Here is a 14,493-nt window from a genome sequence, read left to right as displayed (position 1 = left end):
GCGGACGGGCGGCTCGGGTGGACGTCGGGCCGGCCGCCTAGACTCGCAAGGGTGCTGAATCGGATCGACCTGCGCGACGGTCTCGGTGACCCGCGCCGCCTGCTGCCCCGTGCCCAGCTCGACGTGTCCGTCGCCGTCGAGCGCATCCGGCCCCTGGTGGAGGCGGTCCGTGAGCATGGGTACCCAGCGATCCGGGAGGCCAGCGTTCGGTTCGACAGCATCTCCCCGGAGGTGCTGCGGGTGCCGGTCGAGGCGATCACCGAGGCGGAGGGGGTGCTCGACCCGGCGGTGCGTGCCGCGCTGCTGGAGTCCATCGCCCGGGCCCGTCGGGTGCACGATGATCAGCGGCGCACCGACCACACCACGACTGTGGTGCCCGGCGGCACTGTCACCGAGCGATGGCTGCCGGTCGACCGGGTCGGCCTCTACGTGCCCGGTGGCCTGGCGATGTACCCGTCGACTGTGGTGATGAACGTGGTGCCCGCCCAGGCGGCCGGGGTGCGCTCGCTGGTGGTGGTCAGCCCGCCGCAGAAGGACAACGGCGGCCTGCCCGATCCCCGGGTGCTCGCCGCGTGCGCGCTGCTCGGCGTCGACGAGGTGTACGCGGTGGGCGGGGCCCAGGCGGTGGCGATGCTGGCGTACGGCGCGGCGGTGGACCCGGCGGGTGAGCTGCGGTGCGACCCCGTCGACCTGATCACCGGCCCCGGCAACATCTGGGTGACCGCCGCCAAGCGGCTGCTGCGCGGCGTGGTCGGCATCGACGCCGAGGCCGGGCCGACCGAGATCGCCATCCTGGCCGACGACACCGCCGACCCGGCGCACGTGGCCGCCGACCTGATCAGTCAGGCCGAGCACGACCCGCTCGCCGCGAGCGTGCTGGTCACCCCGTCGGTGGCGTTGGTCGAGGCGGTCGAGGCGGAGTTGGCCCGGCAGGTGCCGGCGACCAAGCACACCGAACGGGTCACCACGGCGCTGACCGGTGAGCAGAGCGGCGTGGTCCTGGTCGACGACCTTGAGGCGGGGCTGCGGGTGGTCGACGCGTACGCGGCCGAGCACCTGGAGATCCAGACGGTGGACGCCCGGGAGTGGGCGCTGCGGGTCCGCAACGCCGGGGCGATCTTCGTGGGCGCCTGGTCGCCGGTGTCGCTCGGTGACTACTGCGCCGGCTCCAACCACGTGCTGCCCACCGGTGGCTGCGCGCGGCACTCCTCCGGCCTGTCCGTGCAGTCCTTCCTGCGCGGCGTGCACCTGATCGAATACACCGAGGCCGCGCTACGCGACGTGGCCCCGCACGTGGTCACCCTGGCCAACGTGGAGGACCTGCCCGCGCACGGCCAGGCGGTCCAGGCCCGTTTCCCGGGAGGGTCGGCGTGAGCGCGCGCACCAGCCGGCTCGGGCGACCGGTGCCTCCGGCCGCTGTCTCGCGAAACGGGGAGGCGGCGTGACCAGCCTGGAAGAGCTGCCGATCCGGGCCGACCTGCGGGGGCTGTCGCCGTACGGGGCGCCGCAGTTGGACGTGCCGGTGCGGCTCAACACCAACGAGAATTCCCACCCGGTGCCGGAGCCGGTGGTCGAGGCGATCGGCAAGGCGCTCGCGGCCGAGCTGCGTGAGCTGAACCGCTACCCGGACCGGGACGCGGTGGCGCTCCGCGCCGACCTGGCCGAATATCTCGGGCACGGGCTCACTGTCGACCAGGTGTGGGCGGCCAACGGCTCCAACGAGATTCAGCAGCAGCTGCTCCAGGCGTTCGGCGGGCCGGGGCGCACGGCGCTCGGCTTCGTTCCGGCGTACTCGATGCACCCGCTGCTGGCCCTCGGCACCGGCACCCGGTGGGTGCCCGCCGCGCGCGGCGTCGACTTCGGGTTGACCGCCGAGGAGGCGGTCGCCCAGGTCCGCGAGCACCAGCCGGACGTGGTCTTCCTCTGCTCGCCGAACAACCCCACCGGCACGGCACTGGACCCGGCGGTGATCGCCGCGGTGCTCGACGTCGCTCCCGGCATGGTGGTCGTCGACGAGGCGTACGCCGAGTTCGCCAGGCCCGGGACGGTCAGCGCCCTGGCGGTGCTGCCCGGCCACCCACGGCTGGTGGTGACCCGGACGATGAGCAAGGCTTTCGGCTTCGCCGGTGGTCGGCTGGGTTACCTGGCCGCCGACCCGGCGGTGGTGCGGGCGGTGCAGCTCGTCCGTTTGCCGTACCATCTCTCCGCGCTCACCCAGGCCGCCGCACGCGCGGCGGTGGCTCACCGCGACGCCCTTCTCGGTACGGTGAGCGCGATCATGGCGCAGCGGGACCGGATCGTGGCGACGCTGCGCGAGCGGGGGTTGCGGGTCGCTGACAGCGACGCCAACTTCGTGCTCTTCGAGGTGGGCGGCGACCAGACCATCGTCTGGAACGCCCTGCTGGCGCAGGGGGTGTTGGTCCGTGACGTCGGCCTGCCCGGCTGGCTGCGGGTGACCGCCGGCACCGCCGCCGAGACCGACGCCTTCCTTTCTGCAATGGAGACTTCGCAATGAGTCGGACCGCCCGGGTGGAACGGATCACCAAGGAGACCAAGGTCCTCGTCGAGATCGATCTCGACGGCACCGGTGCCGCCGAGATCAGCACCGGCGTCGGCTTCTACGACCACATGCTGCACCAGATCGCCCGGCACGGCGGCTTCGACCTGACCGTGCGCACAGTGGGTGACCTGGAGATCGACGCGCACCACACGATCGAGGACACCGCGCTGGCCCTGGGCGCGGCGTTCGACCAGGCACTGGGCGACAAGGCCGGCATCCGGCGGTACGGTTCGGCGACCGTTCCGATGGACGAGGTGCTGGTCCGGGCGGCGGTGGACCTGTCCGGTCGGCCGTACGTGGTGCACGACGAGCCGGTGCTCGCCCCGTACATCGGGCCGGTGTACGCGACCAGCATGACCCGGCACATCTGGGAGTCCTTCGGTCAGGCGGCCCGGGTCACGCTGCACGTCGACGTGCTGCGGGCGGCCCGGCCCGGTGGTCACCCGGACGCGCACCACGTGGTGGAGGCGCAGTTCAAGGCGGTCTCCCGCGCGTTGCGCGAAGCCACCTCGATCGATCCGCGTTCCGCCGGGGCGATCCCGAGCACGAAGGGCGCGCTCTGATGCGCGCGAGGAGTGCAGCGCGGCGGAGCCCCGCAGTCGCGACTGGAAGGTGGCTCTGATGGGCGCCGCGTTGCCGACGTTGCTGCTGATTCTGGCCGGGGTGCTGGTGGGCGGCACCTGGTCGCTCTACCGGCAGGGCGCGCCGAAGGCCGCCGTGCTGATCACCGCGGCGCTCGCGGTGCTCGCCACCGTCGCCGGGGTGCTGCGGCTGCTGCCGGAGAACGGGTGATCGGGGTGACGACATGAGTGACGTGGTGGTGCTCGACTACGGCTCGGGCAACCTGCGCTCGGCGGAGCGGGCGCTGGCCGCCGCCGGAGCGGACGTCCGGGTGACCGACGACCTGGCCGCGGCGGCCGCCGCCGATGGTCTGGTGGTGCCGGGTGTGGGCGCGTACGCGGCGTGCATGGCGGGGATCGAGGCGCTGGGCGCCGGCCCGGTGATCGCCGAACGGGTGGCTGCCGGCCGGCCGGTGCTCGGCATCTGCGTGGGCATGCAGGTTCTCTTCGAGCACGGCGACGAGCACGGCGTGGTGACCAAGGGGCTGGGGCTGCTTCCCGGCGGGGTGACCCGGCTGGCCGCCACCCGGTTGCCGCACATGGGCTGGAACACGGTCCGGGCTCCGCGGGAGTCGGTGCTGTTCGCCGGGTTGACCGAGCAGAGCCGGTTCTACTTCGTCCACTCGTACGCGATGGGCGACCCGGCGGCGCTGGTCGCTGCCGGTGCCACTGTGACCACCGCCCACCACGACACGGATTTCGTCGCGGCGGTGGAGCGGGGCTCGTTGTCGGCGGCCCAGTTCCACCCGGAGAAGTCCGCCGACACCGGTGCCGCGCTGCTGCGCAACTGGCTCGCCACGCTGCCCAGCGGTGACTGAGCGCCGTCGCGCGGTGCCCGAGCGGCGGGCGTCGCGGTGAGCCGGGAGCGCGCCCGCCGACGGGCGGAGCGGGAGGCGGAGCAGGCCCGGGAGCGGGCGGTCCGGCAGCGCCAGGTGGCCCGGCGGCAACGCCGTCGCGCGGTGGTGCGCAGTTTGACGCCGCGGCTGCGGCGGGGTCGCTCCGGGCGGCTGGCCCGGCACACTCGGGGGGAGCGGGCCGCGATCGTGCTGCTCACCGGCGCGGCGTTGCTCCTGATCTGGACGTTTGTCGACAACCTGGCGTTGCGTATCGCGCTGATCGTGCTCTTGCTGCTCGTACTGCCGGCGATCGTGGTGATCGCCCTGGACCGTCGTACCTGATCGAGGAGAAGACCTTGAGCCTCACCCTGTTACCCGCCGTGGATGTCGCTGACGGCCGGGCCGTCCGGCTCGTGCAGGGCGCCGTCGGAAGCGAGAGCATCTACGGCGACCCGTTGGACGCGGCGCTGGCCTGGCAGCAGGACGGCGCGGAGTGGATCCACCTGGTCGACCTGGACGCGGCGTTCGGTCGGGGCACGAACGCGCACCTGCTCGCGGAGGTGGTGCGCCAGTTGGATGTGAAGGTGGAGCTCTCCGGGGGCATCCGTGATGACGAGTCGCTGCGTGCGGCGCTGGGCACCGGTGCGGCCCGGGTGAACATCGGGACCGCCGCTCTGGAGGATCCGGTCTGGTGTGACCGGGTGGTGGCGGAGTACGGCGACCGGGTGGCCATCGGGCTGGACGTGCGGGGTCACACCCTGTCGGCGCGGGGTTGGACCCGCGACGGTGGTGACCTGTACGAGGTGCTGGAGCGACTGGACAAGGCGGGCGCGAGTCGGTACGTGGTCACCGACATCACCAAGGACGGCACGATGCGTGGGCCGAACCTGGATCTGCTGCGCGAGGTGTGTGCCCGTACGGACCGGCCGGTGATCGCCTCGGGTGGGGTGTCCACCCTGGACGACCTGCGGGCGTTGGCGACCCTGGAGTCGGCCGGGGTGGAGGGCGTGATCGCCGGCAAGGCGCTCTACGCGGGTGCCTTCACTGTGGCCGAGGCGCTGCGGACGCTGGCCGAGGCGTGACGACGACCCGACTGGGGTCGGGCGGCCCGTGGGAGCAGCGCTACGGGTACTCCCGGGTGGTCCGGGCCGGTGAGCGGGCCTGGACGGCGGGTTGCACGGCGACAGTGGACGGCCGGGTGGTGCACGTCGGTGATCCGGCCGCGCAGACCGCGCAGGCGCTGCGGATCGGGCTGGCCGCGCTCGCCGAGGTGGGTGCGGAGCCGGGCGATGTGGTCCGGACCAGGATGTACGTGACGGACCGGTTGCACGCCGACGAGGTGGGCCGGGCGCACAACGCGGTCTTCGGTGCGGTCCGGCCGGCCGCCACCCTGGTGGTGGTGGCCGGTCTGCTGGACCCGGAGCACCTGGTGGAGGTGGAGTTGGAGGCGTACCTCGGCGATCGCTGAGGTACCGCCCGGGCGTCCTGCCGGGCCGTCCTGCGCCCCGATAAGTTGTGCACAACTTAATTGTGGGCTACGGTTCAGCGGTGACCGATGACCTGGAGCTGCGCCGGCAGGTGTGCTTCGCGCTCTACGCCGCGTCGCGCGCACTGACCGACGTCTACCGGCCGATCCTCGACGAGGTCGGGTTGACCTACCCGCAGTACCTGGTGCTGCTGGTGCTCTGGGAGCGTCCCGACGACGCCCCCACGGTGTCCGAGCTGGGCGCCGAGCTGCGGCTGGACTCCGGCACGCTCTCCCCGCTGCTCAAGCGGCTGGAGGGGGCGGGCCTGGTGGTGCGGCGGCGGTCGGCCCGCGACGAGCGGCGGGTCGAGGTGGGCCTCACCGAGCAGGGCCGGGCGCTGCGCGAGCGCGTCTGCGACGTCCCGCTGCGGATCGCGCAGGCCACCGGGCTGGGCTTCGGCGAGCTCGTCGCGCTGCGCGACACCCTCACCCGGGTCACCGACACCATCCACCGACAGAAGGAGCAGTGACCACCATGCAGGTTGTCTACACCGCGTCCGCGACCGCCACCGGCGACGGCCGGGACGGCCACGTCGAGACCTCCGACGGCACGTTCGCACTCGACCTGGCCGTGCCGAAGGAGATGGGCGGCGCCGGTGGCGCGGCCAACCCCGAGCAGCTCTTCGCCGCCGGTTACGCGGCCTGCTTCCACAGCGCCCTGCGGCTGGTGGCCCGCCGGGCCAAGGCCGACGTGACCGGTTCCGTGGTCGGCGCCGAGGTGGGCATCGGCCCGAACGGCAGCGGCGGCTTCGGGCTCACCGTGCAGCTCGTCGTCGACCTGCCCGCCGCGCCCCGCGAGGTCGCCGAGCAGATCGTCGAGCAGGCCCACCAGGTCTGCCCGTACTCCAACGCCACCCGTGGCAACGTCGACGTCACACTGACCGTCCGCGAGACCCTGTCCGCGTGACCTCGCGGCCCCAGGCCCCAGGCCCCATCCGCGGACGAGAGGACGACCACCCCGTGACCAGTAACCGCGAGATCCACCTGGCCAGCCGCCCCCAGGGCTGGCCCACCGAAGACACCTTCCGGCTCGTCGAGACCGAGGTTCCGACGCCCGGACCGGGCCAGATCGTGGTCCGCAACCAGTACATGTCCGTCGACCCGTACATGCGCGGACGGATGAACGACGTCAAGTCGTACGTGCCGCCGTTCGCGCTCGACGCGCCGCTCGACGGTGCCGCGATCGGTGCGGTGGTGGCCAGCGAGGCGGCGGACATCGCCGTCGGGACCACAGTCCTGCACGGGCTGGGCTGGCGGGAGTACACGCTGCTCGACGCCACCGCGGCCCGACCCGTCGACCCGAACATCGCCCCGGTCAGCGCGTACCTGAGCGTGCTCGGCATGACCGGGCTGACGGCGTACGCCGGGCTGCTGGAGGTGGCCGCGATGAAGCCCGGCGAGACGGTCTTCGTCTCCGCCGCGGCCGGCGCGGTGGGCAGCCTGGTCGGCCAGATCGCCAAGCTCAAGGGCGCCGGTCGGGTGATCGGCAGCGCCGGCTCGCCGGCCAAGGTCGAGCGGCTGCGGGCGCTGGGCTTCGACGCCGCCTTCGACTACCACGACGGCATCCGCGAGTCGCTGCGGGCGGCCGCCCCGGACGGCATCGACGTCTACTTCGACAACGTCGGCGGCGACCACCTGGAGGCCGCGATCTCGGCCATGAACCTGCACGGCCGGGCCGCCATCTGCGGCATGATCTCGCAGTACAACGCCACCGAGCCGCCGGCCGCCCCGCGCAACCTGGCGCTGGTCATCGGCAAGCGGCTCACACTGCGCGGCTTCCTGGTCAACGACCACAACGACATGCGGGCGGCGTTCGTGCGCGACGTCGCGGGCTGGCTGCGCGACGGCACGCTGTCCTACGACGAGACGATCGTGGACGGCATCGAGAACGCCCCGGCCGCGTTCCTCGGCCTGTTGCGCGGCGACAACCTCGGCAAGATGCTCGTCCGCGTGTGACGCAGACCTCTCTCACGGCGGTCGACCCGATCGGGTCGACCGCCGTGCCGCGTGCGGAGGATAGGCTCGCGGCATGACGGTGGCGGTACGGGTGATCCCCTGTCTGGACGTGGACGCCGGGCGGGTGGTCAAGGGGGTCAACTTCCTCGACCTGCGTGACGCCGGCGACCCGGTGGAACTGGCTGCCGCGTATGACCGGGCCGGCGCTGACGAGTTGACCTTCCTCGACGTCACGGCGTCCTCCAGCGACCGGGGCACAATGCTCGACGTGGTGCGCCGCACCGCCGAGTCGGTGTTCATCCCGCTGACCGTCGGCGGTGGCGTCCGGCAGGTCGCCGACGTGGACACACTGCTGCGCGCCGGCGCGGACAAGGTCGGCGTGAACACCGCAGCCATCGCCCGTCCGGAGCTGATCGCCGAGATCGCCGACCGGTTCGGCAGGCAGGTGCTCGTGCTCTCCCTCGACGTGCGGCGGTCGCCGAACGGCGGCACGCCCAGCGGCTTCGAGGTCACCACCCACGGGGGTCGGCGCGGCACCGGCATCGACGCCGTGTGGTGGGCGCACCGGGGCGCCGAGTTGGGCGCGGGGGAGATCCTGCTCAACTCGATGGACGCCGACGGCACCAAGGCGGGCTTCGACCTGGAGCTGATCGCCGCGGTGCGCGCGGTGGTGGACGTGCCGGTGGTGGCCAGTGGGGGCGCCGGCGAGGTGGCCCACTTTCCGCCCGCTGTCGGCGCCGGCGCGGACGCCGTGCTCGCCGCCAGCGTCTTCCACTTCGGCGAGCTGACCGTCGCCGAGGTCAAGGACGCGCTGCGCCTCGGCGGCCATCCGGTGCGCTGAGCAGCTCAGCGCTCGCCGGAGTGGCCCTCCGGTGACCGGCGCGGGGTGGGGATCGAACGGACCGCGTACTCCTGGACGGCAGCCGCGTGGTCGGCCTCGTCCAGGATCCAGTCGGCGCTGCCCGGCGCGTGCCGGCGGGTCAACACACCCTGCACGGTGTCCACCATTGTCGCCACACCCGCGCGCGGCCGGGTGCGCCACAGCTGCTCACCCTCGGCGGTGATGCGGAACCAGCCGTCGGCGACGCTGACCAGCCCGGCGCCGACCAACCGCTGGACCGCTGCCTCCACCTCGTGTCGCTGCGGAATCGCGTGGTTGAGGTGGTCGGCGGTGGAGAGCACGTCGGTCAGGCGGACGCCCTCCGGTCGTCGGCTTGTCGCCGACCGGCGGTGCCGTCCGGCCCCGCTCGCGATGACGAGCGACACGAAGATCCAGGCGTCGTTCCAGCGCCAACCGTTCTCCCCCATGCAGAGATGATGACGGCGCGCGTCGCGGAAGGGAACACCCACCCGCGAACCGGTGCGCGGCACCACCACCACGTACCGGTTCGCGGACGGTCGGTGAGGGTTCAGCCGGCCGGGGTGGCCGGCGCGGGGTTGCCCGGTGGGGGCGCGGCGCTGTCCGGCTCGGTGCCCTCCGGCACGGCGAACAGCGGGATGAAGAACTGGGCCAACGGGCCGATGGCCAGGGCGTACGCGACGGTTCCCAGGCCGACCTTGCCGCCGAGCAGCCAGCCCAGCGCCAGCACTGTGACCTCGATGATGGTGCGCACCAGGCGGATCGACCGGCCGGGCCGGCGGGCCACGTACCCGGTCATCAAGCCGTCGCGGGGGCCGGGGCCCAGATTGGCACCGAGGTAGAGGGCGGTGGCCGCGCCGTTGGCGACGATCCCGCTTGTCAGCAGCGCGATCTGGACGCTGAGCGGACCACCGGTGGGCACCAGGGCCAGTGTGGCGTCCACCACCAGGCCGATCACCACGACGTTGCTGACAGTGCCGAGGCCAGGCCGCTGCCGTAGCGGGATCCAGAGCAGCAGGACCAGCGCGCCGACGCCGATGGTGACAGTGCCGAAGGAGAGCCCGGTCAGCTCGGAGAGCCCCTGGTGGAACACGTCCCACGGGTCGAGGCCCAGGTCGGAGCGGATCATCAGGGCCATGCTGACGCCGTAGAGCGTGAGCCCGAGGTAGAGCTGGACCAACCGTCGAACCGGTCGGTGCCGCAGATTGCCAAGCAGTGCCATGCATGCCACCCTAGGTGCCAATCCGCGTCGAGGAAGAAGCCAATATCTGAGGAGTGGCTATGACAGGGCAGGTGCGCGGCGTCCAATTGGCCCGTCTGCTCGGGCAGTGGCATGCCCTGCCGGGCCGCCGCCGCAGCCCCGACTACGCCGCGCTGGCCGGCTCGGTGCGCGGGCTGCTCGCCGACGGCCGGCTGCCGCTGGGCGTCCGCCTCCCGGCCGAACGGGAGCTGGCCGAGGCGCTGCGGATCAGCCGGACCACCGTCACCGCCGCCTACCGGCAGCTCCGCGAGACCGGACACCTGGCCAGCCGTCGGGGCGCCGGTAGCTGGACGATGCTGCCCGGCAACCACCGGGTGGCCAGCACCGGCCTGTGGACCCCGCTGGACGACAGGGAGATGCTCGACCTCGGCGTCGCGGCGCTGGCCGCCCCGCCGCAGCTGTTGTCAGCCGCGCGGGCCGCCACCGAGGACCTGCCCCGCTACCTCGGCGGGGCCGGTTACCACCCGACCGGCATCATCGAGCTGCGCGAGGCGGTGGCCGACGCGTACTCCGCCCGGGGTCTGCCCACCTCGGCCGACCAGATCATGGTCACCAGCGGCACCCAGCACGCACTGGATCTGGTGCTGCGGCTCGCCCTGGCCCCGGGCGGCACCGTGCTGGTCGAGTCCCCGACCTACCCCAACGCCCTCGCCGCGCTGGCTGGCCGGCGGGCCCGGATCAGCACCCACGGGCTGGCCGCCGACGCCGGTTGGGAGCCCGACCTGCTGCTGGGCACTCTCCGGCAGACCCGGCCCAAGCTGGCCTACCTGATTCCGGAGTTCCAGAACCCGACAGGGCATCTGATGCCCGCCTCCCTGCGCGAACACGTGGTGGCCGTGGCGCACGCGGTCGGCACCGATCTGATCATCGACGAGTCCTTCGTGGACCTGTCCATGGACGGCACCGAGGTGCCACCCCCGGTCGCCACCTACGACCGGCACAGCCGGGTGGTCAGCATCGGCGGGATGAGCAAGCCCTACTGGGGTGGCCTGCGGATCGGCTGGGTCCGCGCGTCCGCGCCGCAGGTGCAGCGGCTGGCCGCCGTGCGGGTCGGGGTCGACATGGCCAGCCCGGTGCTGGACCAACTGGTAGCGGTGCACCTGCTCGCCGACGCCGAGGCCATCGTCGCCGACCGCCGCGTCCAGTTGGCCGTCCAGCGCGACGCCCTGCTCGGCGCGCTGGCGCACCAACTGCCGGAGTGGCGGGTCACAGTGCCACGGGGTGGCGTGACGCTCTGGGCCGAGTTGGACGGCCCGGTCTCGAGCGCGCTGGCCCGGGCCGCGGAGGAGGTCGGCGTACGGCTGGCCCCGGGCCCCCGGTTCGGCCTGGACGGCACCCTGGAGCGCTTCCTGCGGCTGCCCTTCACCCTGCCCGCGGCGGACCTCGTGGAGGCCGTCGGGCGGATCGCGGCGATCCGCTACGACCTGGACCGGGCCGGCCGTCAGCGGTGGCGGGAGCCCGCCGTCATCGCCTGAGCCAGCGCCCAACCACCAGCGGCATCCGCCGGCACCATTATGCCGGGAATGCGTCATCCGCCCCAGCTCGGCTGCCAGACTCCCCTGGTGGGCCAGGACAGCGGGACACGCGGGGTCCGCCGCAGTGCGCCGGGCTCGCGGGCGACCCCGCTGGAACTCTTCTACGACCTGGTCTTCGTCTTCGCGTTCCTGCACGTCACCACGGCCACCGCCGGCAATCCGACCGCCCGGGGCCTGGTCCAGTGCCTGGTGCTGCTGGCCCTGCTCTGGTGGTGCTGGTCGGCGTTCGCCCTGCTGGGCAACCTGATCCGTACCGACCAGGGGATCGTCCCGGCGGTCGGCTTCGTCACCATCGCCGCCGCCTTCGTGCTGGCGCTGAGTCTGCCGAAGGCGTTCGTCGACCGTCCCGGTGGGCTGTTCGGTCCGCTGGTCTTCGCGACCTGCTACTTCCTCGTCAGGGTGAGCGAGAGTGTGATCTTCCTGTGGATCGGCCGCCGGAACCGCGACGTGCGTCGACGCTGGCAGCTGCTCGCCCTGCCGGCGGTCGTGGCCACGGCCCTCATCGTGGTCGCCGGGCTGCTGCCGCAGCGGCTCTTCGACGGAACAGCCGAGTCGGTGGCCCGCCTGCTGTGCTGGCTCGCGGCCCTCGGCGTGGAGTACGGGGCCGGCCTCGCGCTGCGGGGCACCGGGTGGACAGTGCTCTCCGCCGGGCACTGGGCGGAGCGGCACGGTCAGATCGTCCTGATCGCCCTCGGCGAGGCCATCATCGCACTCGGGTTCAGTCCCAGCGAAACCGCTGGTCTACCGCTGACCTGGCCGGTGCTGATCGCCGCGGTGCTCGGCATCGCGGTGGCCGCCGCGATGTGGTGGGCGTACTTCGACACCCTGGCGCTCGGCATGGAACAGACCCTGCACCGCACCCGCGACCCGTACGCGCGCGCCATCCTGGCCCGGAACGCCTACAGCTACCTGCACCTGCCGGTCATCGCCGGCGTCATCCTGTTCGCGCTCGGGCTCAAGGGGCTGATCCACGAAGGCGCCGATCCCACCACACCGAGCTGGGGCGTTCCGCTGCCGAGCTTCGAGCTGCTGGCGCTCAACGGTGGGGTCGCGCTCTACCTGCTCGCGCTCATCGTGCTCGGCCGGCGGATGCTCGGCGCCTCCCGCTGGCCCACGATCGGCGGGATCCTGCTGCTGATTGCGCTGGTGCCGGCTGCCGGGTCGCTACCCGAGCTGATCGCCTTGGCCATGGTGGCCCTCGCCACGGCGGTGGCGGTGGCGCTGCAGACGGTTGTCGACTCCCGGCGCCGGGCCGGGGTCCGGCAGATGGCGTTCGAGGAGCAGCTCGCCGCGGAGGAGGAGCACACGAGGTGGCGGGGTCACCACCTGTGAGGGTCCCATGCCGACTTCCTCGCCGGCACGGGACCCTCGGTCGGCTCAGAGCTCGGCGAGGGTGCCGGCGTACATCTTGTCGATCTCGGTGGCGAAGTTGCTCTCCACCCCACGCCGCTTGATCTTCAACGACGGGGTGATCTCGCCGTCCTCGATCGTCAGGTCGCGCGGGAGGATGGCCACCTTCTTGATGGTCTCCCAGCGGTTGAGCTTGGCGTTGAGCTGGGCGACGTACTCCTCGACCATCGTCTGGGCCTCAGCCGACGCGACGATCTCGGTGTAGCTGCGCCCTTCGAGGGGGCCGCCGGCGACCCAGCCCCGGATCGCGTCCGGGTCCAGGGTGACCAGCATCGTGCAGAAGTTGCGGGCCTGACCGACGACGACCGCCTGCGAGGTGTACGGGCAGATTGCCTTGAACATGCCCTCGATGTGCGACGGCGCGATGTACTTGCCGCCCGACGTCTTGACCAGGTCCTTCTTGCGGTCGGTGATGCGCAGGTAGCCCTGCTCGTCGAGGCTGCCGATGTCACCGGTACGGAAGAAGCCGTCCTCGGTGAACGAGGCGGCGGTCTCCTCCGGCAGGTTGTGGTAGCCGCGCATCACCGGCCGACCCCGCACCAGGATCTCCCCGTCGGTGTCGATCTTGCATTCGAGGTCGCCCATCGCCCGGCCCACGGTGCCGATCCGCAGCCCGGCCGGGGGGTTGACGAAGTTGCCGGCGCTGGTCTCGGTCAGGCCGTAGCCCTCGGAGATCGGCAGGTTCGCGGCGGCGAAGAAGGTGGCGATCTCGGGGCTGAGCGGCGCGGCGCCGGACACCAGCACCCGCATCCGGCCGCCCAGGCGGGCCTGGAGCTTGCTGAACACCAGCTTCTCGGCAAGCCCGTAGCGCAGCTTCAGCCCGGCCGGCACCGGCTTGCCCGCCTGCTCCAGGGTGACCTTCTCCTTGCCGACGCCGACGGCCCAGCCGAAGATCTTCGCCTTCGCGCCGCCGGCGCCCTGCGCGGTGGTCACTGCCTTGTTGTAGACCTTCTCGAACACCCGGGGAGCACCGCACATCAGTGTCGGGCGGATGACCGAGAGAAGGTCGACCAGCTTGTCCACCCGCCCGTCGACGTAGGTGGGCAGGCCGACGTGGATGGCGCCGCAGAGCAGGGTCTTGCCGAACGAGTGGGCCAGCGGCAGCCACAGGTACTGCAGGTCGTCGTCGCGCAGCAGCCCGACCTCCGCCTGCGCCACGGCCTCCCAGCACCAGCCGCCGTGCAGCAGCTCGACGCCCTTGGGTTGGCCGGTGGTGCCGGAGGTGTAGATCAGGGTGGCCAGGTGGTCCGGGCCGATGCCGGCCACCAGCATGTCGATCAGCTCCGGCTCGGCGGCCAGCGCCTGGGTGCCGCGCTCCTCCAGGTCGGCCAGCGTCAACTGCGCGATGGCGGCGTTCGGGTCGACGGCGCCGTCGAGGAGCACCACGTGGGTGAGCGCGGGCAGGGACGCCCCAGCGATCTTCGCCGCCTGGGCCGGGTTCTCCGCGAACAGCACCTTCGACCCGGAGTCGGCGATGATGTACGTCGCGTCGGCCGGCTCGGTGGTGGGGTAGACGGTGGTGGTCGCGCCGCCGGCGCACATGATGCCGAGGTCGGCGATCACCCATTCCAGCCGGGTGTTGGCGAGGATCGCGACCGGGTCCTCCTGGCCGACGCCGAGGCCGTGCAGGCCGGCGGCGACCGCCTTGGCGCGCTGGCCGACCTGCGCCCAGGTCAGCCAGACGGGCCCCGAGTCGTCGGGGTTCGGGGACGCGAACGCGTTCCGGTCGGGGGTGGCCGCCACGCGCTTGAGGAACATGTCCGGGATGGAACGGTACGGTACATCGAGAGCCATCGCTGTAGCCGCCTTCGGGGGTGGTGGCGTGACGGTCGTCACGTCATGATGGTTACCGAAGAGTATTGCCTGTTGCCGTGCATCGGCTAGCCCTGGTGATCGTCCGGCCGGCCCATCCCGCCAACCGGTACGGCCGA

General features: G+C 72.4%; 17 protein-coding genes. 14 read left to right on the top strand and 3 right to left on the bottom strand.

From position 1 onward, the window contains the following. Positions 1-51: 51 nt before the first annotated feature. From hisD to hisF, 12 genes are all read left to right on the top strand, one after another. Complete coding sequence (hisD, locus tag MED01_RS05040) at positions 52-1,374, top strand: histidinol dehydrogenase (protein WP_238667369.1); 1,323 nt, start codon at positions 52-54, stop codon at positions 1,372-1,374. Positions 1,375-1,441: 67 nt separating this feature from the next. Beyond that, positions 1,442-2,515 (top strand): histidinol-phosphate transaminase, encoded by a 1,074-nt coding sequence (locus tag MED01_RS05035; RefSeq protein ID WP_238667368.1) that lies wholly within the window; start codon positions 1,442-1,444, stop codon positions 2,513-2,515. Beyond that, positions 2,512-3,123, top strand: a complete 612-nt coding sequence (gene hisB / locus MED01_RS05030; protein ID WP_030334475.1) for an imidazoleglycerol-phosphate dehydratase HisB — start codon at positions 2,512-2,514, stop codon at positions 3,121-3,123. The genes MED01_RS05035 and hisB overlap by 4 nt, the downstream gene beginning before the upstream one ends. A gap of 58 nt (positions 3,124-3,181) precedes the next feature. Continuing rightward, complete coding sequence (locus tag MED01_RS05025; RefSeq protein WP_167362522.1) at positions 3,182-3,352, top strand: CG2302 family histidine operon protein; 171 nt, start codon at positions 3,182-3,184, stop codon at positions 3,350-3,352. Between the two features lie 13 nt (positions 3,353-3,365). Further along, complete coding sequence (gene hisH / locus MED01_RS05020; RefSeq protein WP_238667367.1) at positions 3,366-3,998, top strand: imidazole glycerol phosphate synthase subunit HisH; 633 nt, start codon at positions 3,366-3,368, stop codon at positions 3,996-3,998. Positions 3,999-4,034: 36 nt separating this feature from the next. Beyond that, a complete protein-coding gene (locus MED01_RS05015) occupies positions 4,035-4,358 on the top strand; it encodes a hypothetical protein (protein WP_238667366.1) in 324 nt (107 codons plus the stop codon). Positions 4,359-4,372: 14 nt separating this feature from the next. Continuing rightward, positions 4,373-5,098: a bifunctional 1-(5-phosphoribosyl)-5-((5-phosphoribosylamino)methylideneamino)imidazole-4-carboxamide isomerase/phosphoribosylanthranilate isomerase PriA gene (priA, locus tag MED01_RS05010; protein WP_091407754.1), complete on the top strand. Its 726-nt coding sequence runs from the start codon at positions 4,373-4,375 to the stop codon at positions 5,096-5,098. Further along, entirely contained in the window at positions 5,095-5,484 is a 390-nt protein-coding gene (locus tag MED01_RS05005) for a RidA family protein (RefSeq protein WP_124776183.1), read from the top strand. Before priA ends, MED01_RS05005 begins: the two co-directional genes overlap by 4 nt. 80 nt (positions 5,485-5,564) lie before the next feature. After that, complete coding sequence (locus tag MED01_RS05000) at positions 5,565-6,011, top strand: MarR family winged helix-turn-helix transcriptional regulator (protein WP_238667365.1); 447 nt, start codon at positions 5,565-5,567, stop codon at positions 6,009-6,011. Positions 6,012-6,016: 5 nt separating this feature from the next. Further along, positions 6,017-6,448 carry an organic hydroperoxide resistance protein gene (locus tag MED01_RS04995; RefSeq protein ID WP_112668570.1) on the top strand — a complete coding sequence of 144 codons (432 nt, stop codon included), beginning with the start codon at positions 6,017-6,019 and terminating at the stop codon, positions 6,446-6,448. A gap of 53 nt (positions 6,449-6,501) precedes the next feature. Then, entirely contained in the window at positions 6,502-7,497 is a 996-nt protein-coding gene (locus MED01_RS04990; RefSeq protein WP_238667364.1) for an NADP-dependent oxidoreductase, read from the top strand. A gap of 73 nt (positions 7,498-7,570) precedes the next feature. After that, the gene (hisF, locus tag MED01_RS04985) at positions 7,571-8,338 is read left to right on the top strand and encodes an imidazole glycerol phosphate synthase subunit HisF (protein WP_238667363.1); all 768 of its coding nucleotides are present in this window, start codon (positions 7,571-7,573) and stop codon (positions 8,336-8,338) included. A gap of 5 nt (positions 8,339-8,343) precedes the next feature. Here the strand turns inward: hisF and MED01_RS04980 are convergent, their stop codons facing one another. Both MED01_RS04980 and yczE read right to left on the bottom strand, forming a co-directional pair. Next, positions 8,344-8,805: a hypothetical protein gene (locus MED01_RS04980; protein WP_091407765.1), complete on the bottom strand. Its 462-nt coding sequence runs from the start codon at positions 8,803-8,805 to the stop codon at positions 8,344-8,346. A gap of 101 nt (positions 8,806-8,906) precedes the next feature. Continuing rightward, positions 8,907-9,578: a membrane protein YczE gene (yczE, locus tag MED01_RS04975; protein ID WP_238667362.1), complete on the bottom strand. Its 672-nt coding sequence runs from the start codon at positions 9,576-9,578 to the stop codon at positions 8,907-8,909. A gap of 59 nt (positions 9,579-9,637) precedes the next feature. Between yczE and yczR the strand changes: the two genes are divergently transcribed. Together yczR and MED01_RS04965 are read left to right on the top strand one after the other, a co-directional pair. Continuing rightward, the gene (gene yczR, locus MED01_RS04970) at positions 9,638-11,092 is read left to right on the top strand and encodes a MocR-like transcription factor YczR (protein WP_238667361.1); all 1,455 of its coding nucleotides are present in this window, start codon (positions 9,638-9,640) and stop codon (positions 11,090-11,092) included. Positions 11,093-11,140: 48 nt separating this feature from the next. After that, complete coding sequence (locus MED01_RS04965; RefSeq protein WP_238667360.1) at positions 11,141-12,484, top strand: low temperature requirement protein A; 1,344 nt, start codon at positions 11,141-11,143, stop codon at positions 12,482-12,484. A gap of 45 nt (positions 12,485-12,529) precedes the next feature. Here the strand turns inward: MED01_RS04965 and MED01_RS04960 are convergent, their stop codons facing one another. Continuing rightward, a complete protein-coding gene (locus MED01_RS04960) occupies positions 12,530-14,356 on the bottom strand; it encodes an AMP-dependent synthetase/ligase (RefSeq protein ID WP_238667359.1) in 1,827 nt (608 codons plus the stop codon). Positions 14,357-14,493 lie beyond the last annotated feature (137 nt).

Source organism: Micromonospora alfalfae, assembly GCF_022230925.1.
GTDB lineage: Bacteria > Actinomycetota > Actinomycetes > Mycobacteriales > Micromonosporaceae > Micromonospora > Micromonospora alfalfae.
This window is presented reverse-complemented; position numbering and strand designations above follow the sequence as displayed.

Excerpts from the sequence above, each read along its gene's own strand:
- yczR (WP_238667361.1), top strand. The coding sequence starts at position 9,638 with ATGACAGGGCAGGTGCGCGGCGTCCAATTGGCCCGTCTGCTCGGGCAG.
- MED01_RS05025 (WP_167362522.1), top strand. The coding sequence starts at position 3,182 with ATGGGCGCCGCGTTGCCGACGTTGCTGCTGATTCTGGCCGGGGTGCTG.
- MED01_RS04995 (WP_112668570.1), top strand. The coding sequence starts at position 6,017 with ATGCAGGTTGTCTACACCGCGTCCGCGACCGCCACCGGCGACGGCCGG.
- MED01_RS04965 (WP_238667360.1), top strand. The coding sequence starts at position 11,141 with ATGCGTCATCCGCCCCAGCTCGGCTGCCAGACTCCCCTGGTGGGCCAG.
- MED01_RS04960 (WP_238667359.1), bottom strand. The coding sequence starts at position 14,356 with ATGGCTCTCGATGTACCGTACCGTTCCATCCCGGACATGTTCCTCAAG.
- hisB (WP_030334475.1), top strand. The coding sequence starts at position 2,512 with ATGAGTCGGACCGCCCGGGTGGAACGGATCACCAAGGAGACCAAGGTC.
- yczE (WP_238667362.1), bottom strand. The coding sequence starts at position 9,578 with ATGGCACTGCTTGGCAATCTGCGGCACCGACCGGTTCGACGGTTGGTC.
- hisF (WP_238667363.1), top strand. The coding sequence starts at position 7,571 with ATGACGGTGGCGGTACGGGTGATCCCCTGTCTGGACGTGGACGCCGGG.
- hisH (WP_238667367.1), top strand. The coding sequence starts at position 3,366 with ATGAGTGACGTGGTGGTGCTCGACTACGGCTCGGGCAACCTGCGCTCG.
- MED01_RS04980 (WP_091407765.1), bottom strand. The coding sequence starts at position 8,805 with ATGGGGGAGAACGGTTGGCGCTGGAACGACGCCTGGATCTTCGTGTCG.